Annotated in this window: 21 protein-coding genes; 4 read left to right on the top strand and 17 right to left on the bottom strand. The window is 72.1% G+C overall.

Going from position 1 to position 26,430, the window contains the following annotated elements; translation table 11 throughout:
- Positions 1–162 precede the first annotated feature (162 nt).
- The 6 genes from H7A73_RS10350 to H7A73_RS10375 all read right to left on the bottom strand — a co-directional run bounded on the left by H7A73_RS10350 (position 163) and on the right by H7A73_RS10375 (position 7,124).
- Complete coding sequence (locus H7A73_RS10350; RefSeq protein ID WP_182065885.1) at positions 163–1,749, bottom strand: inositol monophosphatase family protein; 1,587 nt, start codon at positions 1,747–1,749, stop codon at positions 163–165.
- On the bottom strand, positions 1,746–2,870 hold the full coding sequence (locus tag H7A73_RS10355; protein WP_259362826.1) for an ABC transporter ATP-binding protein: 1,125 nt from the start codon (positions 2,868–2,870) through the stop codon (positions 1,746–1,748). Before H7A73_RS10355 ends, H7A73_RS10350 begins: the two co-directional genes overlap by 4 nt.
- A 13-nt stretch (positions 2,871–2,883) precedes the next feature.
- Positions 2,884–3,696: an ABC transporter permease gene (locus tag H7A73_RS10360; protein ID WP_182065886.1), complete on the bottom strand. Its 813-nt coding sequence runs from the start codon at positions 3,694–3,696 to the stop codon at positions 2,884–2,886.
- On the bottom strand, positions 3,693–4,733 hold the full coding sequence (locus tag H7A73_RS10365) for an ABC transporter permease (protein ID WP_182065887.1): 1,041 nt from the start codon (positions 4,731–4,733) through the stop codon (positions 3,693–3,695). The genes H7A73_RS10360 and H7A73_RS10365 overlap by 4 nt, the downstream gene beginning before the upstream one ends.
- Positions 4,730–5,884 (bottom strand): extracellular solute-binding protein, encoded by a 1,155-nt coding sequence (locus tag H7A73_RS10370; RefSeq protein ID WP_182065888.1) that lies wholly within the window; start codon positions 5,882–5,884, stop codon positions 4,730–4,732. Before H7A73_RS10370 ends, H7A73_RS10365 begins: the two co-directional genes overlap by 4 nt.
- Positions 5,885–6,173: 289 nt before the next feature.
- Positions 6,174–7,124: a hypothetical protein gene (locus H7A73_RS10375; RefSeq protein ID WP_182065889.1), complete on the bottom strand. Its 951-nt coding sequence runs from the start codon at positions 7,122–7,124 to the stop codon at positions 6,174–6,176.
- 115 nt (positions 7,125–7,239) lie between these two features.
- On the opposite strand from H7A73_RS10375, the gene H7A73_RS10380 reads away from it, so the two are divergent.
- Together H7A73_RS10380 and H7A73_RS10385 are read left to right on the top strand one after the other, a co-directional pair.
- Positions 7,240–7,662: a DUF3054 domain-containing protein gene (locus tag H7A73_RS10380; RefSeq protein WP_220456603.1), complete on the top strand. Its 423-nt coding sequence runs from the start codon at positions 7,240–7,242 to the stop codon at positions 7,660–7,662.
- Positions 7,659–8,672, top strand: coding sequence for a LacI family DNA-binding transcriptional regulator (locus H7A73_RS10385; protein WP_182065890.1), 1,014 nt, complete (start codon positions 7,659–7,661; stop codon positions 8,670–8,672). Before H7A73_RS10380 ends, H7A73_RS10385 begins: the two co-directional genes overlap by 4 nt.
- Before the next feature lie 135 nt (positions 8,673–8,807).
- Here the strand turns inward: H7A73_RS10385 and H7A73_RS10390 are convergent, their stop codons facing one another.
- Together H7A73_RS10390 and H7A73_RS10395 are read right to left on the bottom strand one after the other, a co-directional pair.
- Positions 8,808–9,461: a spermidine/putrescine ABC transporter substrate-binding protein gene (locus tag H7A73_RS10390; RefSeq protein WP_182065891.1), complete on the bottom strand. Its 654-nt coding sequence runs from the start codon at positions 9,459–9,461 to the stop codon at positions 8,808–8,810.
- 70 nt (positions 9,462–9,531) lie between these two features.
- Positions 9,532–10,446, bottom strand: coding sequence for a DUF3097 domain-containing protein (locus tag H7A73_RS10395; RefSeq protein ID WP_182065892.1), 915 nt, complete (start codon positions 10,444–10,446; stop codon positions 9,532–9,534).
- A gap of 80 nt (positions 10,447–10,526) precedes the next feature.
- Here H7A73_RS10395 and H7A73_RS10400 point away from each other — a divergent pair, with 80 nt between their 5' ends.
- Positions 10,527–11,576 (top strand): zinc-dependent alcohol dehydrogenase family protein, encoded by a 1,050-nt coding sequence (locus H7A73_RS10400; protein ID WP_182065893.1) that lies wholly within the window; start codon positions 10,527–10,529, stop codon positions 11,574–11,576.
- 104 nt (positions 11,577–11,680) lie between these two features.
- Here the strand turns inward: H7A73_RS10400 and H7A73_RS10405 are convergent, their stop codons facing one another.
- The 9 genes from H7A73_RS10405 to mnmA all read right to left on the bottom strand — a co-directional run bounded on the left by H7A73_RS10405 (position 11,681) and on the right by mnmA (position 24,918).
- Complete coding sequence (locus H7A73_RS10405) at positions 11,681–12,403, bottom strand: methyltransferase domain-containing protein (RefSeq protein ID WP_182065894.1); 723 nt, start codon at positions 12,401–12,403, stop codon at positions 11,681–11,683.
- A complete protein-coding gene (locus tag H7A73_RS10410) occupies positions 12,400–13,611 on the bottom strand; it encodes a type III polyketide synthase (protein WP_259362827.1) in 1,212 nt (403 codons plus the stop codon). Before H7A73_RS10410 ends, H7A73_RS10405 begins: the two co-directional genes overlap by 4 nt.
- Before the next feature lie 108 nt (positions 13,612–13,719).
- Positions 13,720–15,225, bottom strand: coding sequence for an Asp-tRNA(Asn)/Glu-tRNA(Gln) amidotransferase subunit GatB (gene gatB / locus H7A73_RS10415; protein WP_182065895.1), 1,506 nt, complete (start codon positions 15,223–15,225; stop codon positions 13,720–13,722).
- The gene (gatA, locus tag H7A73_RS10420; protein ID WP_182065896.1) at positions 15,225–16,772 is read right to left on the bottom strand and encodes an Asp-tRNA(Asn)/Glu-tRNA(Gln) amidotransferase subunit GatA; all 1,548 of its coding nucleotides are present in this window, start codon (positions 16,770–16,772) and stop codon (positions 15,225–15,227) included. Before gatA ends, gatB begins: the two co-directional genes overlap by 1 nt.
- An 11-nt stretch (positions 16,773–16,783) precedes the next feature.
- Positions 16,784–17,083 (bottom strand): Asp-tRNA(Asn)/Glu-tRNA(Gln) amidotransferase subunit GatC, encoded by a 300-nt coding sequence (gene gatC, locus H7A73_RS10425; RefSeq protein WP_182065897.1) that lies wholly within the window; start codon positions 17,081–17,083, stop codon positions 16,784–16,786.
- A gap of 138 nt (positions 17,084–17,221) precedes the next feature.
- Positions 17,222–19,543 carry a transglycosylase domain-containing protein gene (locus H7A73_RS10430; RefSeq protein ID WP_182065898.1) on the bottom strand — a complete coding sequence of 774 codons (2,322 nt, stop codon included), beginning with the start codon at positions 19,541–19,543 and terminating at the stop codon, positions 17,222–17,224.
- Positions 19,544–19,805: 262 nt separating this feature from the next.
- Positions 19,806–21,236 carry an alpha/beta hydrolase gene (locus H7A73_RS10435; protein WP_182065899.1) on the bottom strand — a complete coding sequence of 477 codons (1,431 nt, stop codon included), beginning with the start codon at positions 21,234–21,236 and terminating at the stop codon, positions 19,806–19,808.
- 178 nt (positions 21,237–21,414) lie between these two features.
- Positions 21,415–23,745, bottom strand: coding sequence for an NAD-dependent DNA ligase LigA (gene ligA, locus H7A73_RS10440; protein ID WP_182065900.1), 2,331 nt, complete (start codon positions 23,743–23,745; stop codon positions 21,415–21,417).
- 66 nt (positions 23,746–23,811) lie between these two features.
- Complete coding sequence (gene mnmA, locus H7A73_RS10445; protein WP_182065901.1) at positions 23,812–24,918, bottom strand: tRNA 2-thiouridine(34) synthase MnmA; 1,107 nt, start codon at positions 24,916–24,918, stop codon at positions 23,812–23,814.
- A gap of 56 nt (positions 24,919–24,974) precedes the next feature.
- On the opposite strand from mnmA, the gene H7A73_RS10450 reads away from it, so the two are divergent.
- Positions 24,975–26,282, top strand: a complete 1,308-nt coding sequence (locus tag H7A73_RS10450; protein WP_182065902.1) for an MFS transporter — start codon at positions 24,975–24,977, stop codon at positions 26,280–26,282.
- Positions 26,283–26,430: the final 148 nt, after the last annotated feature.

The following is a 26,430-nucleotide window of genomic DNA, read 5'->3' on the forward strand; positions in this document are numbered from 1 at the left end:
TGCAACACTACGAACCCCGGGCGTCCGGTGACTGAGCGCCCGCTCAGAGTCGGCCGGGAGGCGCGTGCCGGGCTGGCACCGTGCCTCCAGTCCGCACCGTGCGCACCTGCGCACCCCGGGCACGGTTCCCGGCCCCGTGCGCGCCGCGGCTCACCCCGCGGCTCACCCCGCGGCGAGCGCCGCCGTCCACACCGCGTGCAGCTCGTCCGCGGCACCAGGGTGCGCCACCAGGAACGGCTCCCCCACGGGCGGGAAGCCCTCGACGGGGCCGGCCGGCGTCAGCACGACGCCCCCGGCCTCGTGCACGAGCAGCACCGCGGCCCCGTGATCGACCGGGTTGAACGCCGAGACGCAGCCGCCGATCCCGCGCCCCGCCGCGACCTGCGCGATCGTCAACGTGCCCGACCCCTGCACCCGGAGGGTGCACGACCGGTCGGCCAGGGCGTCGAGGAACGCCCCGAACCCCGGCCAGGGGCGGTGTCCGTCGAGCTCGGTGCCGACGACGGCGCCGGCGAGCGGCCGGGGTGTGTCGTCGAGTCGGAGCTGGCGGTCGCGCAGGGTGGCGCCGCGGCCACGTCGGGCCTCGAGCACCTCGCCGCGCCAGGGGTCGGCGACGACACCGACGAGCGGTCGGCCACCACGGGTCAGGCAGAGCGACATCGAGGTCCAGGGCACGCCGTTGGCCAGGTTGGTGGTGCCGTCGACGGGGTCGAGGAACCAGCGGTGCCGGTCGCCGGGGGCCTCGCCGTACTCCTCGCCGGTGAACCCGTGCGTGGGGAAGACCATCCGCACGCGGGAGCGGACGTGCTGCTCCACCAGGCGGTCGACGTCGGTGACCAGGTCGGCGGGGTTCGCCTTGGTGTGGACCTCGCTGACCGGGTGCTCACGCGTGTAGGCGATGACCTCGTGGGCGATGCGGTGGGCCAGGGCCTGGGCGCGCGAGGCGACCTCGGTCTCGGTGGGCTCGCGGTCGCGCTCGGGCCAGCCGTCGCGCTCAGCCGCGGACAGGGCCGCTCCGATGGAACCGACGTCGTTCGTGGTGATCGAATCGACGCCGAGCCGGGCTGCCCAGACCGCCGGCTCGGCGTCGTCGATCGTCCAGACGGCGACGCGCAGGCCCAGGGCGTGTGCGACCTCGACGGTGCGCGGTGTGAGGAACGCGACGTCGAGGTTGAGCGTCGACGGGTCGAGCGCCTCGAGGTCCGCCGACACGGGCGGGTCGAGCGACTCCCACGCCAGCCAGACGTCGGCGTCGGGCAGCACGGAACGGACGGCCGCCATCGCCGCCGGCGCCCCGCACCAGGCCACCACCGTGGAGCCGGTGAAGCCGGCCACGGTCCGGGCGGCCACCAGGGCGTCCTCGGCGTCCGTCAGGTCGACGAGCAGGGCCGACCGGCAGCCGTCGAGCCGTTCGAGCGCACCGTCGAGCCGCGGGATCCGGTCGAGGCCGTTGCCGAGCCGGGCGACGTCGCACCAGTCGACGTCGGCCACCCGGCGGGCGTCGCCCCACATCCGGCCGAGGGTCTCGTCATGCAGCAGGACGGCGACGCCGTCGGCGGTGCGGCGGACGTCGACCTCGATCACCTCGGCGCCGAGCGCCTCGGCGACCGCGATGGCGGGCAGCGTGTTCTCGCGCCGGACGCGCGGCGCACCGCGGTGGGCGACGAGCCGTGGCGGACGCACGCCGGGCCTCCCGTCCGGGCCGGTGGCGACCACCTGGTCGGCGGGTGCCGACACGGCGGCGCTCACCGGGCGACCTCGAGCAGCACGCCGTCGCGGTGGACGAGCACGTCGCCCAGGCGCACCCCGGTCTCGGTGCCGACCGTCGGCGGTGGCCCGGTGACGTAGGCGCGGAGCTCTGCGCCGTCGGTGCTGAGCACCACCTCGGCGAAGTGCCCGCGCATGAGCACCCGCGCGACGGTCGCACGGATCGGCGAGTCGTCGGTGAGCACGACCTGCTCGGGCCGGACCAGGACCGTGTCGGCCGCCGTCGGACTGACCGACGTGCCCGCGAGGAACCGGCCGGCGACGACGCTCGTCGAGCCGATGAACGACGCGACGAAGCTCGTGGCGGGGCGGGCGTAGAGCTCCGTCGGGGTCGCGATCTGCTCGATGCGGCCGTCGTGCATGACGGCGATCCGGTCGGAGATGCTGAGCGCTTCGTCCTGGTCGTGCGTCACGATCACGGTCGTGATGCCGAGTCGCTGCTGGATGCGGCGGATCTCGTCGCGGACGCTCACGCGGAGCTTCGCGTCGAGGTTCGACAACGGCTCGTCGAGGAGCAGCACGTCGGGCTCCTGCACGATGGCGCGCGCCAGGGCGACGCGCTGCTGCTCACCGCCCGAGATCGCGGTCGGCTTCGAGCCGGCGTGGTGGCTCAGGCCGACGAGCTCGAGCGCGTCGCGCACCCGCTCGGCGACCCGCTGCTTCGGCACCCGTCGGGTCCGCAGCGGGAACGCGACGTTCTGCGTCACCGTCATGTGCGGCCAGAGCGCGTAGTTCTGGAACACCATCGCGCTCGGCCGGCGCTCCGGGCCGAGCGACGTGACGTCGCGGTCCCCCATGGCCACCACGCCGCCGTCGGCGGGCAGGAACCCCGCCACCATGCGGAGCGTCGTGGTCTTGCCGCATCCGGACGGCCCGAGCAGCGAGACGAGCTCGCCCCTCGCGACGTCGAGGTCGATGCCGGCGACGACGTCGCGCCCGCCGAGCGTCTTGCGCAGTCCGCGGATGGTGAGGCCGCCGGATCGGGTCCGGTCCGTCGTGCTGCCGTCGGCCTGGAGGCCCGGAGCGCGTTCCGCGACGAGCGCCTGGTCCGTCATCTGGTCGCCTTTCGTGCTGGTGTGGGTCATCGGGGTCTGTCGCTTCATGGGTTCTGTCGCTTCATCGGATCTGGAAGCCGTCCGCGAGGCGGCCGCCCATGATGTGCTTCCGGGCGAGCAGCAGCAGGACCACGGACGGGATGCTCAGCGCGATCGCGAACACCGCCGAGACCTGGCGCGGGGAGTTCAGGACGAGCGAGTACATCGCCGTCGGCATCGTCATGTACGTCGGGGCTCCGACCAGGTACGTGCCCTGCGCCTCGTCGAAGGACGCCAGGAACGACATCACCATCGCGACGAGGATCCCGGGCCAGGCGATCGGGAACGTCACCCTCCAGAAGGTCCGCCAGCGGCCGGCCCCGGCGTCGCGGGCGGCTTCCTCGAGGGACCGCGGCACGGCCGAGAACGCTGCGGCGGGCAGCCACGTCATGAACACGACGCAGCCGAGGACGTGGACGATCAGGATGCCGGTGACCGTGTTCATGAGGTCCAGCGCGGTGAACATCGCCGACATGGTGACGAAGAGGCCCATCTTCGGGAACGCGTTCGTGGCGAACAGCCCCACGAGCACGAGCCGCCGCCCCGGGAACTCGATGCGGCTGATCGCCCACGCGGCGGGCAGGCAGACCACCGCGGCGACGAGGACCGTGAGCGGTGCGAGGACGAGCGAGTTCTGCACCGCCACGGCCAGGCTGCGGTCCTCGAACACGGTCCCCCACCACTGCAGGGTCCAGCCGTCCGGCAGCAGGTTCGGGTACGTCCACGTCGTCGCGAAGGCCCGGGCGGCCAGCCAGACGAGCGGCCCGAGGATGAAGACGGCCAGCACGACGGCGGTGGCCCAGACGAGGGTGTTCCCGGTGAGTCGCTTGATCACGGCTGCTCCTGCTTCTGCTGCTGCTTCCGCAGCTCGCCGGCGTTCGCCCGGACCGTCGAGCGGAGGTAGAAGACGCTCGCGGCCGCGGCGAACGCGAACACGATGAACGCCATCGCCGTCGACTGCTGCGGACGGTTGTAGGCCTGGAAGTACTTCGAGATGTCCACGCCGAGCATCGTCGGGGCGTTCGGGCCGGTGAAGTACGGCACGGTGAACGAACCGAGGACCCCGATCACGGTGAACGTCGTCGCGATGACGAGCGGGGTCGCGGCCATCGGCAGGAGCACCTGCCAGACGACGCGCCAGGTGCTCGCCCCGGCGTCCTTCGCGGCCTCGACCAGGGCGTCCGGGGTGCCCTGCAACGCGCCGGCGATCATGAGCACCGCGAACGGCAGGCTCGTCCAGACGCTGCCGAACACCACGGCGACGAGGGTGTAGCCCCACACCGGGACGTCGAGGCCGAACTGGGCACCGAGGCTGCGGAGGAAGCCCTGCGCGTCGGTGAAGGTCAGGATCGACCAGCTCGCGATGACCACCGGCACGAAGATCGGCACGACGGCCAGGACGCTGAGGGTCTTGCCGAGGAAGCCTCCGCGGAGCCGCAGGATCACCGCGACGACGACGGCGAGCCCCACGGTCAGGCCGGTCGACAGCGCGGTGACGCCGAGCGTCGCGACCAGGTCACGCAGGAACGTGGCGTTGCCGAGCAGGGTCGCGTAGACCGCGAACGAGAAGCCGCGCACGGTGTCGCCGCCGATGTCGGCGAGCGCCTGGTTCAGGCCGCCGGTGAACCCGAGGCTGAACAGGGCGGCGTTCACCACGGGGACGCCGACGAACAGGACGACGACCAGTACCGGGGCGGCGACGAGGGCGAGGCCCTGCCACCGTCGACGGCGGGCCAGTCGCTCCTGCGCCGTGCGCCCGCCGGCGGGGTGCGCCGGGCCCTGGGCGTGGGGCGGGACGGGCGGGAGGCCCATGGCGGAGTCGCCACGGGCCTCCCGGCCGGTTGCCGGGCCGTCCTGGACGGTCTGGGTCACTGCGGGACCTTCGCGTCCCACGCCGCGTTCATGTCGGCGGAGAAGTCGCTCTGGAACCCGAGGCGGAGCTGCGAGGGGTTCGCGTCGGCGAACTGCTCGGCGACCGACTTCGGCAGGCTGTCGAGCGGGATCACCGGGTAGCCGGAGACGGCGCTCGCGACGAGCTGCTGCCCCTTCGCGCTGAGCACGAAGTCGGCGAGCTTCTCGGCTGCCGCCTTCTTGGCCGCCGGCTCGGTCTTGGGGATGCCGAGGAAGCTCGCGCTGCCGGTGAACGACGGGTCGTCGATCTGCACGGCCTTGACGGTCTTCGGGATGATGCCGGTCTTCTGCGAGGTGATGAACTGGTCGCTCCACACGGGCGCCATCGCGATCTGGCCGCTGCCGAGCAGCTGCACGACCTGGTCGTTGCCGTTCGGGTAGACGCCCTTCTGGTACGTCGACGGGCCGAGGTCCTTCAGGGCCGCGAAGCCCTCGTCCCACTTCGACTCGAGCGACTTGTCGTACTTCGTCTGCATCGTCTCCTGCTCGGCGGGTGTCAGGTACTTCGCGAGCACCGTGGCCACGAACGAGCCACCCGAGCCACCGGACGACGGGGAGTTGTAGGCGAACTCGCCCGGGTTCGCCTTGATCCAGGCGAGCAGGTCGTCGAGGGTCTTCGGCGGGTCCGTGACCTTCTTCGCGTCGTACGCCAGCAGGACGCTCGAGGCGCGGTACGGGATGGCGCTGTCGCCGCCCTGCTGCTTCGTGGCGTCCGGGACGTCCTTGAGGTTCGGGATCGTGCTGTCGCTGACCGTCGCCATCAGCCCGGCCTTGCCGGCGGTGGTGACGAACCCGGCGTCGACGAGGTCGTACGCGACGGACTTGCCGGCCTTGACCGCGGTGGCGAGGTTCGCCTGGGTCTGGGCGTCGTGCTCGCCGTGCAGGTCGATGCTGGTGCTGACGTGGATCTTCGGGTTCGCCTTCTCGAAGGCGGGGATGAGCGACTTGTCCCAGAGGTCCCGGACGTTGGTGTCGCCGCTGATGAACACGGTGAGGTCGGTGGTGCCGTCGGCGTCGGAGGCGTTCGAGGCGTTGGCGCTCTGGACGCAGCCGGAGAGTGCGACGGTCGCGGCTGCCGCGATGGCGAGGCCGGCGAGGACTCGGGTCTTCACGTGGGTTCTCCCTGTTCCGTGGTGCGTGGGGGCGTGCGGGGGTGGGGCGTGCGGGTGTGCGGGCGGTGCGGGCGGGCCGTGTGGGAACGTTCCCGCGCCGAGGTCGAGTGTGGCGCTGCCGGGTGAACTCCGGGTGCCTCCGGCGTCGCCGCCGGGTGAACTCCGGGTGCGGTGGGGTGGGCGCGTGCTGCGCGTCTGGTGCGAGGTTCCGTACTCCGTGCCCGCCCTGGAGCCCGGCACCGAGTACGGAACCTCGCACCGTTCGCGCCGCCCCTCGCACCGTGCGAGGTCACCGTGACATCGGTACCCGGGCATTCCGAAGCTTCGCGCGGAACGCGGGCTCGTCCCACACGTCCTTCCAGCCGTACCGGATCACACCGCGTACCTCGGGGAAGGAGCGCAAGCGGTCCTCGCGGTACTTCTCCGCGATGACGACGTCCTCCGCCGACCGCCCTCCGCGGAGCCCTGGATCGCGGTACTTCACCTCACCGTCGAACTCGATCACCACGCCCTGGTCCGGGAGCCAGAAGTCCACGACGATGTCCGGCTCGCCCGGGGTGGTGAAGCGTCGTTGCAGCACCGGGGTGGGAGCGCCGTACTCGTCCAGACGGACCCGGACCAGCGACTCCCCGACCGAGTCAGCGGCTGCGTCTGCGAAACCGACGGACCGCAGGGCACGGCGCCGGCCCTTCCGTCCCCGCCGGGCGACCCCGTCCAGGACGGCGTCGCGGTCCGCGCCGAGGGCGAGGAGCCGGTCGAGGGCCACCACCGCCTCCGTCATCGGCAAGGTCATGGCGAGGTCCACGGCCGTCCGGTCGAACCCCGTCAGGGTCAGGTCGTCCGTGCGGAACCGCCACGTGGCCGCCATCAACGGGTCGAAGTCGGCGTGCACGACGAACGTGGCGTTGGTCGTCCGAGCATCACGCCCGGGTCTGGTCAGGTGGACTCGTTCCGGCCACCGGCCCACGTGCGGCACACCGATGACCGCTGCCGCTGACAGGTGCGACACGACGAAGCGGGGTCTGATCCGGTCGACGAGTGATCGCACGAGCACGTGGTGCCGCTGCTCGGGGCGGAGGCCCTTCCACCGCTCGGTGTCGGCGTACCGGCCGTGCGCGATGCGGATCAGTTCCCCAGCGCGGGCCCGGACCCGGATCGCCGCGGCCTCGTCGGGTCGTGACTCGTGCGCGACGAGGACCGTGCAGTCTGGGACGGCGGGGAAACGGGGATGAGCAGCCATGCACTGGATGCTGGCGGACACCTCGCACGGTGCGAGTACAGCCGGATCAGCCTGTGGACAGCCGCGTCCGTCCACAGTCGCAAGCGGATGAATCAGCAACTGCGAGAATGAGCGGGTGAACGCACGCACCTGGGGTTGGCTCGCAGCCGTCATCGACGTCGTCCTCATCGTCGTCTTCGCGCTCATCGGGCGCTCGTCGCACGGCGAGGCCAACACGGCCCTGGCACTCTGGACCACCGCCTACCCGTTCCTGGCCGGTTGGGCGATCGGGTACGTGACGAGCGGGGCATGGGCTCGACCGCTGCGCTTCTGGCCGACCGGCATCGTGGTCTGGGTCCTCACGGTCTTCGTCGGTCTGGCCATCCGCGTCGCCACCGGCCAGGGGGACGTCGACGGCAACCCGCTGCCGATCTCGTTCGTCATCGTCGCGACGATCGTGCTCGGGGTGTTCCTGCTCGGCTGGCGCGCGATCGCCCGCGGCGTGCTCCGGTTCACCGGGTCGCGGTCGCGGCAGGACGCCGCAGCGTCCGACGCGTGAACGGCAGCCGCGGTTCCCAGCCGACGATCCTCGACGTCGCCGCACGTGCGGGCGTCTCGAAGTCGGCGGTGAGCCGCGTGCTCTCCGGGACGGGACGGTTCTCGGACGAGACCCGCGAACGCGTCGAACGAGCGGCAGCCGAGCTCGGGTACGTCGCGAACGCGATGGCTCGCGGGCTGGTCAGCGGGCGCACGAACACGATCGGGATGCTCGTCCGTGACGCCTCGTCGATGGTCTACACCGCACTGCACGCCGTGATGGAGCGCCGCGCGTCCGAACTCGGCTACCGCGTCGTCACCACGACGGGCGTCGGGCGGGTCGAGGACGAGAAGTCCGCCCTCGCCGCACTCGTGTCGATGCGCGTCGACGGGCTCGTCGTCTGCAGCGGCCTGATGCCGTCCGCCGACATCGCCGAGTTCGCGCCCCGCATCGCCACCGTCGTCGCCGGTCGTCCCGAACTGCACCCGGCACTCTCGAGCGTCTACTGCGACGAGGTCGACGGTGGGGCTTCCATCGCGGACGCCGTCGCCGACGCCGGCCACACCACGGCCGTGGTGCTCACCGTCCCGCTCGACGATGCGATCACGCAGCACGCGCGGTCCTCGGCGATGCTCGAGCGGCTCCGGGCACGTGGCGTCCGGGTGATCGACATCGACGCGAGCTTCGTGCGGCCACCCGACGACCTCGCCGCCGACCTGGTCGACGCCGTGCAGGAGTCGGGCGTGACCGCGGTGATGTGTCCGACCGACCGGCTGATGCTCGACGTGTGCGAGGCGCTCGCCCGCCGCGGTGTCGAAGTCCCGCGCGACCTCTCCGTCACCGGGTTCGACGGCGTCTACCCGCTGGCGAGCGACTGGATCGGCTTCACGACGCTCGAGCAACCGATCGAGCGCATCGGCCGCGAAGCGATCGACCTCGTCATCGGCCGCATCGACGACCCCGCGCGCCCGGTCGAGCACCGCTCACTACGCGGCACCGTGATCCCCGGCCGCACCCTGCTCCCCCGCTGACACCGGCCCGCCGACCTCGCACCGTGCGAGGAGCCGTGCGAACGGTGCGAGGTTCTGTACTCGGTGAGGCCGGACGGCCCTCGCACCGAGTACGGAACCTCGCACCGAACGCAGCCCCGCGCCCGCGCCGCGCGCCTAGAACAATCCGCTGCGCGGCCCGTCCTCCGGGCCGTCGAACCCGCGGAACATGTCCGACACCAGCGCCTCGATCTGCGGCTCCACGAGCCGTTCGACGGCCTCGGCGATCCGCGGCCGGTGGTCGATGAGCGCCAGGCACACCGCCGTCCCGGTCGAGCGCGCACACTCGTCGGACAGCGCGATCTCGTGCCGGAGCGCGGCCTTCGCCTCGTCGGACAGCGGCTCGCGCGGCGTCTGCTCCCCCGCACCGGTGCCGGCCAGCTCGCCGAGCGTGAACAGGAACGGCGACCCCGGCGACGGCTCGGGGTCGACGTCGAGGCCCTGGAACTCCGGCGACAACCCCTCGGCCGGCTGGTACCCCGCGTGCCGCTTCCGGGCCGCCGCCCGCTCGAGTTCACGCTGCAGCAGCGGCAGGTTCCTCGCCGTGTAGTCGTCGACGGCGTCCTCGACGATGGTCGAGATCCGCCCGATCAGCGCGTGCTGGACGGCGTGCGGCACGTCGGGCCCGAACCCCGCAGCCGCGGCGATCGGGGACCCGGTGCACTTCCGGCAGATGCGCGTGCGCGGGCGGGCGGTACCGATCTGCCAGCGCGGCAGCCAGCGCAGCCACAGGTCGACCGCGCCCCGTACGCGACCGTCGATGCCGTCCATGCCTCAACAGTAGGCCTGGAGGCGCGGATCACCCCCGGCACACCGCGCCCGTCGGGCAATCCGCCGGTTCTCAGGCCCGTGGTTCCGTGACGAAGTCGATCAGCTCCTCGACGCGGCCGAGCAGCTCCGGCTCGAGGTCGGCGAAGGTGCGCACCTGCCCGAGGATCCGCTGCCACGCCCGGGCGATGTCGGCCTGCTCGGCGTGCGGCCAGCCGAGTGCCTGGCAGATGCCCGCCTTCCACTCGATCGAGCGCGGGATCGTCGGCCACGCCTGCAGGCCGACCCGCGCCGGCTTGACCGACTGCCAGACGTCGACGAACGGGTGCCCGACGACGAGCACGTGCGCTCCCCACTTGCCGCGCATCACGGCGTCGGCGAACCGGGACTCCTTCGACCCGGGTACCAGGTGGTCGACGAGCACGCCGACCCGGCGCTCGCGCGTCGGCTGGAACTCGTCGAGCACCGCGGCCAGGTTGTCGACGCCGGAGAGCTCCTCGACCACGACGCCCTCGACGCGCAGGTCGGCACCCCACACCTTCTCGACGAGTTCCGCGTCGTGCTTGCCCTCGACCATGATGCGGCTGGGGAGCGCCACCCGAGCACGCTGCGACTCGACGGCGAACGATCCGGACGCGGTGCGGAGGCGACCGCCGTCGGACGCGTGCCTGACCGTCGGAGCCGCCCCGGGCCTCCTGTCCGGTGGTGCGGCCGCGGCAGACCGGCCGACCGGCGCCGACGGCCGCCCCAGCGTCACCAGCTCGCCTTCGAGCAGGAACTGCCCGGTGAAGGGGAAGGAGCGCGTGCGGCCCTTCCAGTCCTCGAGCGCGATGTTGCCCGCCTCGAGCCCCACCACGGCACCGGCCCACCCGGAGTCCGGGTCCTCGAGCACCATGTCCCGTTCGAGCGGCACCTGCCGCACCTTCTTCACCCCGCGCGAGCGCCAGTCCCCCGAGAGCACATCGCCGCCGTACCGGTCGTCGTCCACCCGCACGAGGGTACTGTCGACGACGGCCCGGACGACGTCGACCGCGCCGGTTCCCCATCATCTCGACGGAAGGCCCGCCCGTGCGCGCAGCGATCATCCACGCCCCGAACGACATCCGCGTCGAGGAGCGCGACCGACCCGGGCTCCTCTCCGGCAAGGACGCCGTCGTCAAGGTCCTCGCGGCCTGTGTCTGCGGATCGGACCTCTGGCCCTACCGCGGCGTCACCGAGACGAAGCAGCCCCGGCCGATCGGCCACGAGCTCGTCGGCGAGGTCGTCGCCGTCGGTGACGACGTCACCGGCCTGCACGAGGGCGACTTCGTCATCTCCCCCTTCACCATGAACGACGGCACCTGCCAGGCCTGCCGCAACGGCATGACCACCGGCTGCGACCACCTGTCCGGATTCGGCAGCACGGACGCGTACGGCGACCCCGTCGGCGGCGCACAGGCCGAGTACGTGCGGATCCCGGACGCCGACGCCACGCTCGTCGCGGTCCCCGGCCCGGTCGACCCGGCCCTGGTGCCGTCGCTGCTCACCCTGTCCGACGTCTTCTCGACCGGCCACCACGCCGCCGTGTCGGCCGCGGTCGGCCCCGGCAAGACCGTCGTCGTGGTCGGCGACGGCGCGGTCGGCCTCTCCGCCGTGCTCGCCTCGAAGCGGCTCGGCGCGGACCGCATCATCGCGATGAGCCGGCACGCCGACCGTCAGGCGCTCGCCCGCGAGTTCGGTGCCACCGACATCGTGGCGGAGCGCGGCGACGAGGGCGTCGCGGCGGTCCGCGCACTGCTCGGCGGCGACCTGGCCGACTGCGCGGTCGAGGCCGTCGGCACCGAGGAGAGCATGGACCAGGCGCTGCACTCGGTCCGGCCCGGCGGCAACGTCGGCTTCGTCGGGGTCCCGCACGGAGTCCCGACGATCGGCACGCGCTACCTGTTCGACACGAACATCGCCATCGCGGGCGGCATGGCCCCGGCCCGGAAGTACATCCCCGAACTGCTGCCCGACGTGCTGTCCGGCGCGATCGACCCCGGTCGCGTCTTCGACCTGGAGCTGCCGCTCGACGAGGCAGCCGAGGCCTACCGCGCGATGGACGAGCGCCGCGCCATCAAGGTGTTGCTGCGCCCGTAGCGGCGCGCGTCGTGGACGCACCGGCAGACGGACGGGAGGCCCGTGGCGGCATCGCCACGGGCCTCCCGTCCGTCGCCTGGTCGCGTCGGGCGGCCGACGCCCGGTCAGGCGTCGCGGATCGCCAGCACCCTGTGCGGCGCAGCCGCCTCGGCCCGCCACCCGCCGGGCAGCACGTCGCGGAGTTCGGGCACGGTGAAGCTCCGGCGGATCGACCGGAGGCCGTCGACGCGGATGAACGTCCCCGCCGCGACGAGCGGTGACGCCAGCGCGTACGCCCGGTAGGCCGCCGGCGACCGCCGGATGTCGGAGTGCAGGCTGCGCCCGCTCGCGAGCAGCTCGGAATCGGCCAGGAACCCCCGCCGCTCCTCGTCGCCCAGGTGGTGCAGCACGTGGTTCGACACGACGACGTCGAACCGCTCACCAGCGGCGACGAGGTCACCGCTCGACTGCTGCCGGAACGTCACACCGGCCGGGGACGACCGTCGTGCCGCGGCGATGGCGCGTTCGTCCGGGTCGACCCCGACGACCTCGAGGTCGAAGCCGTCGCTCGCCGCCCAGCGCACCAGCGAGCGGGCCAGGTCGCCGCCGCCGCACCCCAGGTCGAGCACCCGGCCACGGCCGCTGGCGGGCAGGGCCGGCACGACGTGTGATCGCCAGGCCGCGCGCCAGCCGCTCACGAGCGCGTTCACGACGGCGAAGCGCCGGAACGTGCGCGCGAGCGCACGCGGGTCGCAGTCCGGGTCGTCCATCAGTTCGGTCAGGTCGAGCGCGCGGGTGCGCAGGTCGACGGCCGGGAGGCCCGTGGTGCCGCCGCCCTGACGGCTCACGCGGCGCCCGTGGTCGCGACGGGGACGCGGGTCGGTTCGACGGCGGGTTTCGCCGCGGGTTCCACCGCGGGCGATGCCGCAGGTTCGGCCGCCAGCGACTCCATGGGTCCTGCCGCGAGCGACGCCTCGGTCCGCACCGCGGTGAGCCGTGCGCTCTCGACGGTCAGACCCGGGCCGAAGGCCAGTGCGACGACGGCGCTGCCGTCCTCGAGGCCGGCGTCGACGGCGTCGCGCAGCACGAAGAGCACGGTGGCGCTCGACATGTTGCCGTGTTCGCGCAGCACGCGCCGGCTCGACTCCATCGCGCTGTCCGGCAGCCCGAGGGACTCCTGGACGCGGTCGAGGATGGCCCGGCCGCCCGGGTGCACCGCCCACACCGGCACGTCCGAAGCCGACCCGCCGTCGAGCAGCGGTTGCACGGCGCTCGGGACGTGCAGGCCGACGAGCTTCGGCACGGCGGTCGACAGGACCATCTCGAAGCCCTCGTCCCCGATGTTCCACGCCATCTCGGACGCTCCCTCGGGCACCACGGCCGTCGTGAACTCGTCGAAGCGCAGACCGGCTCCGTCGCGGGCGACCACCGCTGCCGCGGCACCGTCGCCGAAGACGCTGTTCGCAACGATCTGGTCGGGGTCGTTCGAGGCACGGACGTGCAGGGTGCAGAGTTCACCGCAGACCACGAGCACGACGGCGTCCGGGTCCTGGTCGACGAACGCCGCGGCGATCCGGAGCGCGGGGAACGCGGCGCAGCACCCCATGAAACCGATGTGGTGCCGGAAGACGCCCCCGGGCAGCCCGAGCTGCTCGACGACGTCGATGTCGGGTCCGGGCTGCGTGAACCCGGTGCACGACACGGTCACCAAGTGTGTGACGGCCTCCGGCGCGATGCCGGCGCGTTCCACCGCGTCGCGGGCGGCGGCGACGAACAGCGGCGGGGCGAGTTCGCGGTACCGGTCGTTGCGCGAACCGGTGGACGGCGAGCGCAGGGTGCCGTCGTCGTCACGGAAGGCACCACCGGCACGTTCGGAGTCGAGTTCCTCGAGGACGGTGTGCCGCTGGTCGACCGCCGACCCGTCGAACGCGGCGGGGACGAGCCGTTTGCCGAGCCGCCCGAGGTCGGGTTGGGCGGAGAAGAGGTCACGCACCCTGGGCTGGTCGAGGGTCGTCTCGGGGACGGCGGTTCCGATGGCGCGGATCGTTGCGGACACGACTCATCCTGTCACCGGATCGCTGACGCGTCCCCAGGATGCACACGACGACCGGGACGCACGGAGCGCACGGCACCGACCGGTACCGTGCCCTCCGAGGTGGGACTGCTACGACTGCTGCGCGCGCTCCAGCACGAGTTCCCGCACGCGGGCGGCGTCGGCCTGGCCCTTCATGGCCTTCATGACCGCACCGATGATCGCGCCGGCCGCCTGAACCTTGCCGTCCTGGATCTTCGCCAGCACGTCGGGCTGCGCCGCGAGTGCTTCGTCGACCGCTGCGGTCAGGGCGGAGTCGTCCGAGACGACCTTGAGCCCGCGGGCCTCGACGACCTGCGCCGGCGAGCCCTCGCCGGCGATGACACCCTCGAGCACCTGGCGCGCCAGGCGGTCGGTCAGGTCGCCGGACTCGACGAGCGCGATGACCTCGGCGACGTGCTTCGGCGACACCAGGTCACCTGGGGCGGCGTCCTGCGCGTTGGCGACGCGGCTGATCTCACCGGTCCACCACTTTCGCGCTGCCTGTGGTGCGGCGCCGGCAGCGACGGTGCCCTCGACCTCGTCGAGCAGGCCGCCGTTGACGACGTCCTGGAACTTTAGGTCGGCGAAGCCCCACTCGCCCTTCAGACGACGGCGACGTGCGACCGGAGCCTCGGGCAACGAGGCACGGAGCTCCGCGACGACGGCCGGGTCCGGCACGACGGGCAGCAGGTCGGGCTCCGGGAAGTACCGGTAGTCGTCGGCGTCCGACTTCGGACGACCGGCCGAGGTGCGGCCGGTGTCCTCGTGCCAGTGCCGGGTCTCCTGCGTGATCGTGCCACCGGCGGCGAGGATCGCTGCCTGGCGCTGGATCTCGTAGCGGATCGCACGCTCGACGGCGCGGAACGAGTTGACGTTCTTGGTCTCGGTGCGGGTGCCGAGCTTCTCCTGCCCGCGGGGGCGGAGCGAGATGTTCGCGTCGCACCGCAGGTTGCCGCGCTCCATGCGGGCTTCGGAGACACCGAGCGCCCGGACGAGGTCGCGGATGACCTGCACGTAGGCGGCTCCGAGCTCGGGGGCCCGGTGCTCGGCGCCGAAGATCGGCTTCGTGACGATCTCGACCAGGGGCACACCGGCACGGTTGTAGTCGACGAGCGAGTACTCGGCGCCCTGGATGCGGCCGGTGGCACCGCCGACGTGCGTCAGCTTGCCGGCGTCCTCTTCCATGTGGGCGCGCTCGATCGGGATGTTGTAGATCGTGCCGTCGGCGAGCTCGACCTCGACCTCGCCCTCGTAGGCGATGGGCTCGTCGTACTGCGAGACCTGGTAGTTCTTCGGGTTGTCCGGGTAGAAGTAGTTCTTCCGGGCGAACCGCGAGGACTCGGCGATCGAGCAGCCGAGCGCGAGCCCGAGCTGGATCGAGTACCGCACGGCCTGTGCGTTCACGACCGGCAGCGACCCGGGCAGCCCGAGGTCGACCGGGGTGACGTTCGTGTTGGGCTCGCCGCCGAAGAAGTTCGGGGCGTCCGAGAACATCTTGGTCTTCGTCGCGAGTTCGACGTGGACCTCGAAACCGAGCACCGGCTCGTAGCGCTCGAGCGCCTCGTCGAAGTCCATCAGCGCGTCCTTCTGCGCCATCAGATCACACCTTCCTGCGCAGCGGACTGCTGACTCTGGTCGAGGTCCGGGACGGACGCGATGAGCGGCGCGCCCCACTGCTGTTCGAGCAGACGCTCGAGGGCGGCACCGTAGCGGTACAGCCGCGCGTCCTCACGCTGGGGCGCCATCAGCTGCACGCCGACGGGCAGGCCGTCCTCGGGCGCGAGGCCGTTCGGGATGCTCATCCCGGGGACGCCGGCGAGGTTCGCCGGGATCGTCGTGAGGTCGTTGAGGTACATCGCCAGCGGGTCGTCGATGCGCTCACCGATCGGGAACGCGGTTGTCGGCGCCGACGGGCTGACGAGCAGGTCGACCTGCTCGAAGGCGGCCTGGAAGTCCCGCTGCACGAGCGTGCGGACCTTCTGCGCCGAGCCGTAGTAGGCGTCGTAGTAGCCGGCGCTCAGGGCGTAGGTGCCGAGGATGATGCGCCGCTTGACCTCCGGTCCGAAACCGGCTTCACGCGTGGCGGCCATGACGTCCTCGACGGTGGCACCGTTCTCGGGCGTGACCCGGAGGCCGAAGCGCACCGAGTCGAACTTGGCGAGGTTCGACGATGCCTCGGCCGGGAGGATCAGGTAGTACGCGCTGATCGCGTACGCGAACGACGGAGCGTCGATCTCGACGACGACCGCACCGGCCGACTCGAGCAGCGCGACCGTCTCCTGGAAGCGCTGGGTGACCCCGGCCTGGAACCCGTCGCCCCCGGCGAGTTCCCGCACCACGCCGACGCGCAGGCCGCGGAGCGTGTCCTCCTGCAGCCCTTCGCGTGCGGCGGCGGCCATCGAGGGCCAGGCGTCCGGGATGGACGTGGAGTCCTTCGGGTCGTGCCCGCCGATGACGTCGTGCAGGAGCGCGGCGTCGAGGACGGTGCGGGACACCGGTCCGATCTGGTCGAGGCTGGACGCCAGGGCGATGGCGCCGTAGCGGCTCACCCCGCCGTACGTCGGCTTCACACCGACCGTGCCCGTCACGGCACCGGGCTGACGGATGGAGCCACCCGTGTCCGAGCCGAGGGCGAAGGGTGCTTCGTGCGCGGCGACCGCGGCGGCCGAACCACCGCCGGATCCGCCGGGGATCCGGTCGAGGTCCCACGGGTTGCGGGTCGGGCCGTAGGCCGAGAACTCGGTGGTCGAGCCCATCGCGAACTCGTCCATGTTGGTCTTGCCGAGCGGCACGAGGCCGGCGGCGCGGAGCTTCGCGACGGGGGTGGCATCGTACGGCGGCACCCAGCCCTCGAGGATCTTCGAGCCGGCGGTCGTGGGCATGTCCTGCGTGCACAGGACGTCCTTGACGGCGATCGGCACACCGGCGAGCGGCCCGAGGTCGTCGCCCGCGGCACGGCGGGAGTCGATCGACTTCGCCACCGCGAGGGCGTTCTGGTTGACGTGCAGGAACGCGTGCACGTCGCCGTCGACGGCGGCGATCCGGTCGAGGTGGGCCTGGGTGGCCTCGACGCTCGAGACGTCGCGCGCCACGAGGGCGTCGGCGAGCGCCGCGGCGCTCAGCTTCGTGATGTCGTCAGTCACTGTTCTTCGCCCTACTGTTCTTCGCCGAGGATGGCGGTCACGCGGAACCGTTCGCCGTCGGAGTCGGGCGCCCCGGAGAGCGCCTGCTCCTGCGTCAGCGTCGTGCCGACCACATCGGGTCGGGTGACGTTGCCGAGCGGCACGGGGTGGCTCGTCGCCGGGACGTCGTCGGTCGCGACCTCAGCGACCTTGGCGACGCTCTCGACGATGTGCGCCAGCTCCCCGGTCAGCTTCTCGATCTCGTCGGGCGTGAGTGCGATACGTGCGAGGTTCGCCAGGTGCGCGACCTGCTCGCTCGTGATGTCAGGCATGGTGCTCCGTCGATCGGTTCGTGGAATGCCCCACAGTCTATTGGCTGCGTCGGGCGCGCAGGCGCGGCCGTGGACGACGGGCTGGAGGCCCGGGGCCGGTCCGCCGGACCGGCACCGGGCCTCCAGAGGGTCAGAGGGTCACTTCCCGTTCTGGTTCCTCGCAGCCGGAGCCACCGTCGCGGCGGGCGCCGGCGCAGCCGGAGCAGCGGGTGCAGCCGGAGCGGCTGGCGCAGCCGTCGGCGTCGGCGTCGGCGTCGTCTGGGCGTCCTGCGTCATCCCCTGCGCGGACGAGGACCCCGACGATGAAGAAGAAGACGACGACTTGCTCGCCTGCCCCATCATCGCCTGGCTCGGCGCGGGCAGCGCTCCCCCGCCGACGGTCTGGTCCAGGTACGCCATCATCGACTTCCCGACCCCGAACTTCGCGCTGTACCCGGTGGTGCCCTGCAGGAACGGCCAGTTCGCCAGGCTCACGTTCCCCTGCACGTTGCCGACCCAGGTGGCGTTCGTGTACTTCGTCGACGACGCGACCAGCCAGTTCTGCACGTCGCCGTCGGTGGTGCCGGTCTTCGCGAACTTCGGCACGCTGTCCCCGGGGTTCGCGCTCGCGGCCGTCCCCGACCCGGACAGCACGCCCTGCAGCGCGTAGTCGACGGTGCCCGCGACGTCCGCCGAGACACCCTGCGTGCAGGACGACGGCGTCGGCGTGATCTTCGTGCCGTCCGCCTCGGTCACCGAGTCGATCGCGGTGGGCGTGCACACGACGCCACCGTTGGCGAAGCCCGCGTAGGCCTCGGCCAGGTCGATCGGCGACAGCTCGTTCACGCCGAGGATCGAGGATGGCGTCTGCGTCAGGTCGCCGCCGTCGGCGCGGTGGATGCCCATCGACTGCGCGAGCTGGGCGATCTTGCACAGGTCGAGCTGCTTGCCCATCTGGGCGTAGGCGGTGTTGATCGACTCGACCGTCGCCGCCTCGACCGACATCGACGACGGCACGCTCTCGGCGTTCGCGACGTTCCAGGTGCCGCCCGCGACGTTCTGGCAGCTGTTGGTGAACTCGGCGTTCTGGAACTGGTGCTCCGAGGTGGTGACCGAGTCGGACAGGGTGTGCCCGCTGGCGAGCCACTCGGCCAGGGTGAACACCTTGTAGGTCGAGCCGGTCTGGAACCCACCCGAGTTGCCGTACCCGGAGTCGGCGCTGTAGTTCACCGCGGTGGCGCCGGCCGCGGCGTTGTCACCCTGCGTGTACGTGGTGTTCTGGACCATCGACATGATCCGGCCGGTCCCGGGTTCCACGGTCACGTTCGAGCCGCCGACGTCGACGCCGGCCATCGTGGACGGTACGTAGGTGGACAGCGCGGACTGGGCCTGGCCCTGCAGGTCGAGGTCGAGCGAGGTGTGGATCTGCAGGCCCTTGGTGTCGAGCGTGGCGATGCGTGCCGCCGCGGTCTTGCCGAAGGCGGGGTCTTGCAGCACCTGGTCGCGGACGTAGTCGCAGAAGTAGCCCGCGTCGTGGTTCGTCGCGGCGGTCGAGCACCCGTTGGCGGTCTCGGTGATCTTCGGCGTGACCGGCGTCGCGATCGCCTTCGTCATCTGCGCCTTCGTGATCGACCCGTGCGCCTGCATACGGCGGAGCACGTAGTCGCGGCGTTCCTTCGTCAGCGCGTACCCGTTGGCCTTGCCGTTGTCCTTGTCGCTCGGCACGTCGATGCGCAGGTTCGACGGGTTGTTGAGGATCGCGACGAGCGTGGCCGACTGCACGAGCGACAGGTCCTTCGCGTGCACGCCGAAGTAGTACTCAGCCCCGGCCTCGGCACCGTAGACCCGCCCGCCGAGCCCGACGATGTTGAGGTACCCGGTCAGGATCTCGTCCTTCGAGTACTTCTTGTTCACTGCGATCGCGTACCGCATCTCCTGCAGCTTGCGCTGCGGCGTGACGCCGGCCGCGTCCTGGTAGCAGGCCTCGACCTTCTTCTCGGTGGCGGCCTGGTCCTTGCCGGTGAGCTCCTCGCACTGCTGCACCAGGACGTTCTTGACGTACTGCTGCGTGATGCTCGAGCCGCCCTGCACGTCCCCGCCGACGACGGTCGCGGCGACGCCCCGGAGCGTCCCGAGCACGTCGATGCCGCCCTCGTCGTAGTAGCGCGGGTCCTCGGTGTCGATCGCCGCCTGCTTGAGCGAGTCCGCCATCTGGTCCGCCGTCACGTTCGTGCGGTTCTCGGCGTAGAACGAGGCGATCTTGACCTGCTTCCCGCCCTGCTCCGCGTACACGGACGACACCTGCTGCGGGGTCTGCACGTCGAGGTAGGTCGGCAGGTCCTCGAAGAACGAGACCGCCCCGGACGTCCCCTCTCCCGCGACGGCGACCGCCGGCGTCACCGCGACGGCGACGAGCATGCCCGCGAGCACGGACATCACCACGAACATCAGGAGAGCACCAGGCCATCGCACCACACGCATGACGGCACCGTAGGCAGCAGGGCTGTACTGGTTCTGCCCCGGAACGAGTGCAGGCTGCGGTCGCGTTCAGGTTGCCACCCAGCCCGCTCCGAGGACGCGTCGCGATCCGCACGGGTGCACCGATCCGGCCGGGAGGCCCGCCATGCCTCCCGCACGTCGGCCGCCGGTCACGATCGGGTCACGTCCACCGCGTCGCCTCGACCGGCGGGTCCACCCGGTCGGTCATCGGGCGGTCGGGTGGATCCCGGTCCGTCACGGGCGGTCAGTCACGGGGCTGCAGGTCCTGCGGACGCACGAGGTACATGTCCGGCGAAGCGCCGACGATGTCGTCGCCCCCCGACCTCCCGCGTCGGACCTGCTCGCGCACCAGGTCACCGCGACCGATGCCGATCAGGGCGACGTCGTGCAGCGATGCCGTGCCCGGCTTGAGGTAGTCGTTGTGCCCCACGGGTCGCCGGAACACGTCACCGGCCGACAGCGCGTCGGCGCCGCCGGCCAGGTCGAGCACGGTCGACCCGAACGACGCCCCACCCGGGTCGGTGCCGAAGTACCCGGAGCCCGCGATGGGGTCGCTGTGCGCGCCGCCGACGAAGACCTGCCCGGTGGCGACGGCGAGGTCGGCCGCCGTCCGGACGTCGCTGCCCGGCGACCCGAGCACGGTCAGGGTGTCGGCCGTCATCCGGCCGGACGCCAGGGCCGTCATCGCCGTGGTCGAACCGTACGAGTGCGCGACGATGTTCACCCGCGGTTGATCGCCGGCGCGGATCGCGCGCAGGCCCGCGACGGTCCGTTCGAGCCGCTCCGCCCCGGTCCGTGCGAGCCCGAGTGACAGGATGTTCGACAGGTCCGGCGTCCGGTACCCCATCCACGCGACGACGGCGACACCCGACCCGTTGCCGGTCGCGGCGAGTGGGGCCAGGGTGGCCTGCTCGCGGGACAGGTCGTTGGCGGTGTTCGTGAAGTCGGTCATCTGCCCGGTGACCGTGAAGAACATGCCCGGCACCACGACGGTGACGTCGGCTGCGGTGTCGAGGTCGCCGATGCTGATCGCCGCACGCCCGGAGCCCCGGGTGTCGAGTGCCACCAGGAAGCGCCGCGGGTCGCCCGGTTCCTGCACCAGGGAGTCCCGGACCTGCCCGAGCATCGCGGCCCGGGCTGCACCCACCTGGGCGTCGGCGAGGCCGGACGTCAGCGTCGCCCGGTTGGCCTGGTCGCGGACGGCGTACGGCACGCCCTCGAGGTTCCCGACCAGGGCGGGCGCGTGCACGAGGAGTCGGTCCTGCTCGTCGGCGGGCAGGTGCGACCACCACTGCGCGACGGTCTGCGCGGGCGGCGGATCGTCCTGCACCGTCGCCACGACACGGCGGTCGGTGGCCGCGCTCCGCAGGTCTGCGGCGCCGAGCGCGCCGAGGTCCTCGACGAACGCGCGCCCGTGTGCGGCGGCGAGGTCGTCGACCCCCGCCGCTGTCGTGGACGACACCGCTGCCACCACCGGCATCGCCACGGGCGCTGACACGGACGCTGACACGGACGCCGACGCCGACGCCGACGAGAGCCGGTCGTCGGCCGGGATGATGCGGGTCGTGGCGGTGCTGGCGACCGTGACCTGGTGCGCCGGGGGCATGCCTGGGGCCTCGATCACTCCGAGCGAGTGCACCGAGGCGGTGAGCAGAGCCGCAGCGATGAGCAGCATTCGGGTCTCCCCCGGGAAGGCCGTCCCGCCGTCCCCCTGCAGACGACGGGTGATGCTCGGTCGAGTCTATGGAGATGTCCACGGATCATCCATGCGCGATGCAACTTGTCCCCCGAACTGGGCGCGTTCGACGGCGCGCCGCGCTCAGCGGATGCGACCGGGCATGCTGCGCGCCCCGCTAGTCCTCGGTCGTCGGCGCTTCCGGTTCGGCGAGCGCTGCCGGTCCCTCGGTCACGAGCAGGTGGAACTGCTCGGCGTCGATGATCCGGACGCCCAGCTGCTCGGCCTTCGTGAGCTTCGAACCGGCACCCGGACCGGCCGCCACGAAGTCGGTCTTCTTGCTCACGCTCGAGGCCGCCTTGCCGCCCGCGGTGATGATCGCCTCCAGTGCACCTTCGCGCGTGTAGCCCTCGAGCGACCCGGTCGCGACGACGGTGACGCCGCTCAGCACGCCGCCCTCGACGTCGGCACTGCCCGGGCCGGGGTGGCCCGGGGTGGTGAACTGCACGCCGGCCGTGGTCCAGCGGTCGATGATCTCGCGGTGCCAGTCGACGTCGAACCAGGCGAGCAGGGCGTCGGCGATGATCCCGCCGACCCCGTCGACGGCGGCGAGTTCTTCGCGCGATGCCGAACGGATGGCGTCGAGGGAGCCGAAGTGGTTCGCGAGGGCTCGGGCGGCGACGGGTCCGACGTGGCGGATGCTCAGGCCGACCAGGATCCGCCACAGGGGCTTCGTCTTCGCGGCGTCGATGTTGGCGAGCATCTCGAACGCGTTCTTCGACGGGTAGCGGCTCGGCTCACCGGTGTAGTCGGTGCCCCGTGCCTCGGGGTCGAACGGGGGGTCGGTCTTCTTGCGCGCCCGACTGAACGGCGTGACGCGCTTCGGGGTGCCGTCGTCGTCGACCTTCTCCATGCCGGTCTCGGCATCGCGGACGATGACCTCGATCGGGACGATGTCCTGCATCGTCAGGTCGAACAGTCCGGCCTCGGTGACGAGCGGCGGGGTCTCCGGGCGGAGCGGCTGCGTGAGCGCCGCGGCCGCGACCTCGCCGAGCCCCTCGATGTCGAGCGACCCGCGCGAGGCGATGTGCTCGACCCGACCGCGCACCTGCGCCGGGCAGCTCTTCGCGTTCGGGCAACGCAGGTCGATGTCGCCGTCCTTCGCGGGGGCGAGCTCGGTGCCGCACTCCGGGCAGTTCGTCGGCATCACGAACTCGCGTTCGGAGCCGTCGCGGAGCTCGACCACCGGGCCGAGCACCTCGGGGATGACGTCGCCGGCCTTCCGCAGCACGACGGTGTCACCGATGAGCACGCCCTTCGCCTTGACGACCTGCTGGTTGTGCAGTGTGGCCTGGCGGACGACGGACCCGGCGACCTCGGCCGGGGCCATCACCGCGAAGGGGGTGGCACGGCCGGTGCGCCCGACGCTGACCACGATGTCGGTGAGCGTCGTGTGCACCTCTTCCGGCGGGTACTTGTAGGCGATCGCCCACCGCGGCGCCCGCGACGTCGACCCGAGCTCCTCGTGCAGGGCGAGGTCGTCGACCTTCACGACGACGCCGTCGATCTGGTGCTCGACGGACGAACGGCGTTCCCCCGTGGTCCGGACGAAGCCGTTGACCTCGTCGATGGTGTCGAACACCCGGTAGTGGCTGCTCGTCGGGAGTCCCCAGGTCTGCAGCAGCTCGTACACCTCGGACTGGCTGCGGACGTCGGTGCCCTGCTCGAGTTCACGGACGGGCCAGGCGCCGATGCCGTGCACGAGCATCCGCAGACGCCGGAGCCGGTCGACCATCAGTGCCCGCTTCGCCTCGGACTTGCCCTCTTCCTTCTGTCGGAGGGACCCGGCGGCGGCGTTGCGCGGGTTGGCGAACACGCGCTCCCCCGCCTCGCGCTGGTTCGCGTTGAGCTCGTCGAACTCGGCGACCGGGAAGAAGATCTCGCCCCGGACCTCGACCAGGGGCGGGTGGCCGCTGCCCGACAGGCGGTCCGGGATCGTCCCCATCGTGCGGACGTTGCCGGTGACGTCCTCGCCGACCACGCCGTCGCCACGGGTGGCGGCGGAGACGAGCCGACCGTGCTCGTACCGCAGGTTGATCGCCAGGCCGTCGATCTTCAGCTCGGTCAGGAACCGCACCCGCTCGTCACCGGCGTCCCGCTGCACCTTGCCCGCCCACTCGGTGAGCTCGTCGGGACTGAAGACGTTGTCGAGCGAGAGCATGCGCTCGGCGTGCTCGACCGGCGCGAACTGCGTCGTCTGCGCCTGCCCGCCCACCGTCTGCGTCGGGCTGTCGGGCGTCAGGAGTTCCGGGAAGCGCCGTTCGATCGCGTCGAGGCGGTGCACCAGGGCGTCGTAGTCGGCGTCCGACAGGGGCGAGGCGTTGCCCTCGTAGTAGTCGTGGCGCAGCTCGTCGACGCGGGCGCGCAACCGGTCGACCTCGCGCGCGGCCTGGGCGGCGTCGAGCCCGTCGGGGTCGATGGTCTCGAACGTCGCGTCGGTCTCGCTCATGGCATCAGTTCTACCGTGCACCACCGACGCGGCGTGCAGCGAGCGTGTGCCCCGGGAGCGGCGGGGTCAGGCGTCGACGGGGACGGCGCTGACCGTGGTGTCGATCGTGCACTGGCCGAGCACCCGCGTGCCGACGTAGACCACGGCTGTCTGCCCGGGAGCGACCCCGTGCAGCGGCTCGTCGACGTCGATCACGAGCACGTCGTCCTGCACGCGGGCCGTCGCGGGCACCGGGTCGGCGTGCGCGCGGATCTGCACGTCGCAGGCGAACGGCGTCGCGGGGTCGGCCGGTGCCGTGCCCGCCCAGGTGAACCGCGACCCGGACATCGAGGTGACGGCGAGGGCCTCCTTCGGGCCGACGACGACGGTGTTGTCCTTCGGGCGGATCTCGAGCACGAACCGGGGCTTGCCGTCCGGTGCCGGGCGCCCGAGGGCCAGGCCGCGGCGCTGCCCGACGGTGTAGCCGGTCGCGCCCTCGTGCGATCCGACGACCGTGCCGTCGCGCTCGACGACCTCACCGGGGGCGGTGCCGACGCGGTCCGCCAGCCAGCCGCGGGTGTCGCCGTCCGGGATGAAGCAGATGTCGTACGAGTCCGGCTTCTGGGCGACCGTCAGCCCGCGCTCGGCGGCCTCGGCCCGGACCTCGTCCTTCGACGGGGTCGCGCCGAGCGGGAACATCGCGTGCTGCAGCTGCTCGGCGGTCAGGACCCCGAGCACGTACGACTGGTCCTTCGCCCACGCGGCCGACCGGTGCAGCTCGCGGGAGCCGTCCGGACCGGTGACGATCGAGGCGTAGTGCCCGGTCGCGACGGCGTCGAACCCCAGCGCGAGTGCCTTCTCGAGCAGCGCCGCGAACTTGATCCGCTCGTTGCAGCGCATGCAGGGGTTCGGGGTGCGGCCGGCCTGGTACTCGGCCACGAAGTCGTCGACGACGTCCTCCTTGAACCGGGCCGAGAAGTCCCACACGTAGTACGGGATCCCGAGGGCCGACGCCGCGCGCTGCGCGTCCATCGAGTCCTCGATGGTGCAGCACCCGCGGCTGCCGGTGCGCAGGGTGCCGGGCATCCGGCTCAGGGCCAGGTGCATGCCCACCACGTCGTGGCCGGCGTCGACCGCCCGGGCTGCGGCCACCGCCGAGTCGACACCACCGCTCATCGCCGCAAGAACACGCATGCGTCCAGGGTAACCCGCCGACGAAGCGGTACCGCTGGCGTACCGTTGGTCGGGCGATGGCCACGACGGGGAACGACTCATTCGACTTCCGGTCCGTCCTGCTGTCCGGGTTCCTGCCCGCCGCGCTCTTCGCGATCGGCGAGGGCGCGATCATCCCGATCATCCCGATCGCGGCCGACTCCCTCGGCGCCAGTCTGGCGTTCGCGGGCTTCGTCGCCTCGCTCATCCTGGTCGGGGAGCTCATCGGCGACGTGCCGTCCGGCATCGTCGTCGCCCGCATCGGCGAGCGGAACGCGATGATCGGCGCCGCGCTCGTGTCGGTGGTCGGGCTCGTCGTCGCCACGACGGCCGCGAACGCCTGGGTCCTGGCACTCGGGGTGTTCCTGGTCGGCGTCTCCACCGCGGTGTTCGCGCTCGCCCGGCACGCCTACATGACCACCGCGATCCCCCTGCGGATCCGGGCCAGGGCGCTGTCGAGCCTGGGCGGTGTCTTCCGCTTCGGCTACTTCGTCGGCCCGTTCATCGCCGCCGGCGTCATCCACCTGACCGGGACCACCGGCAGTGCCTTCTGGATCCACGTCGTCTGCTGCCTGGCGGCCGCGACCGTGCTCCTGGTGCTGCGCGACCCCGCGACGGGCACACGCGGCCTGCGGTTGCCGCCACGGGCCTCCCGGCCGTCGGCCGACCAGGCGACGGACGCGAGCGGCCACGCGACCGAACCGCCCGCCGACACCGGCGCGCAGTTCGTCCAGCAGGAGGCGCAGGGGCTCTTCCGCACCATCCGCGCGAACGGGGCGGTCCTGCTCCGGCTCGGCAGCGGCGCCGGCCTGATCGGCGCGATGCGCGCCGGACGGCAGGTGATCCTGCCGCTCTGGGCGGTGAGCGTCGGCCTCGACGACTCGACCGCAGCACTCGTGATCGGCATCGCCGGAGCCGTCGACTTCGCGCTCTTCTACACGAGCGGGCAGATCATGGACCGGTGGGGACGGCTCGCGAGCGCGCTGCCCTGCATGCTCGGCCTGAGCATCAGCTACTTCCTGCTCGCCTGGAGCGGCCACCTGGACGCCCGGGTCGGCTGGTTCGTCGCGATCGCGATGGGCATGTCGCTGGCGAACGGGGTCGGCTCCGGCATCCTCATGACGCTCGGCGCGGACCTCGCACCCCGCGACGCTCCGGCGCCGTTCCTGGGGGCCTGGCGGTTCACCGGCGACTTCGGGTCGGCGGCGGCGCCGCTCCTCATCTCCGGCGTGACCGCCGTCGCGTCCATCGCCGTCGCGAGCGGGGTGATGGGCGTGCTCGGCCTGGTCGGCGCGGGCATCCTGCTCCGGTACGTGCCCCGGTACCTGCCGCGCCCGCTGCGCTGACGCGCTGTTGTCCCGTGCGAGGTTCCGTACTCGGTGGCACTCGGCCCGCCCCGCACCACGTCCGGTTCCTCGCACCGGGTCGCGGAGCGCGCACGGTGCGTCCCGCGGCCTGGAGGCCCGGTGCACGTCCGCCGCGCACCCCGCGCTC

Origin of the sequence: Curtobacterium sp. ME12, assembly GCF_903970855.1 — a bacterium.
Taxonomy (GTDB): domain Bacteria; phylum Actinomycetota; class Actinomycetes; order Actinomycetales; family Microbacteriaceae; genus Curtobacterium; species Curtobacterium poinsettiae_A.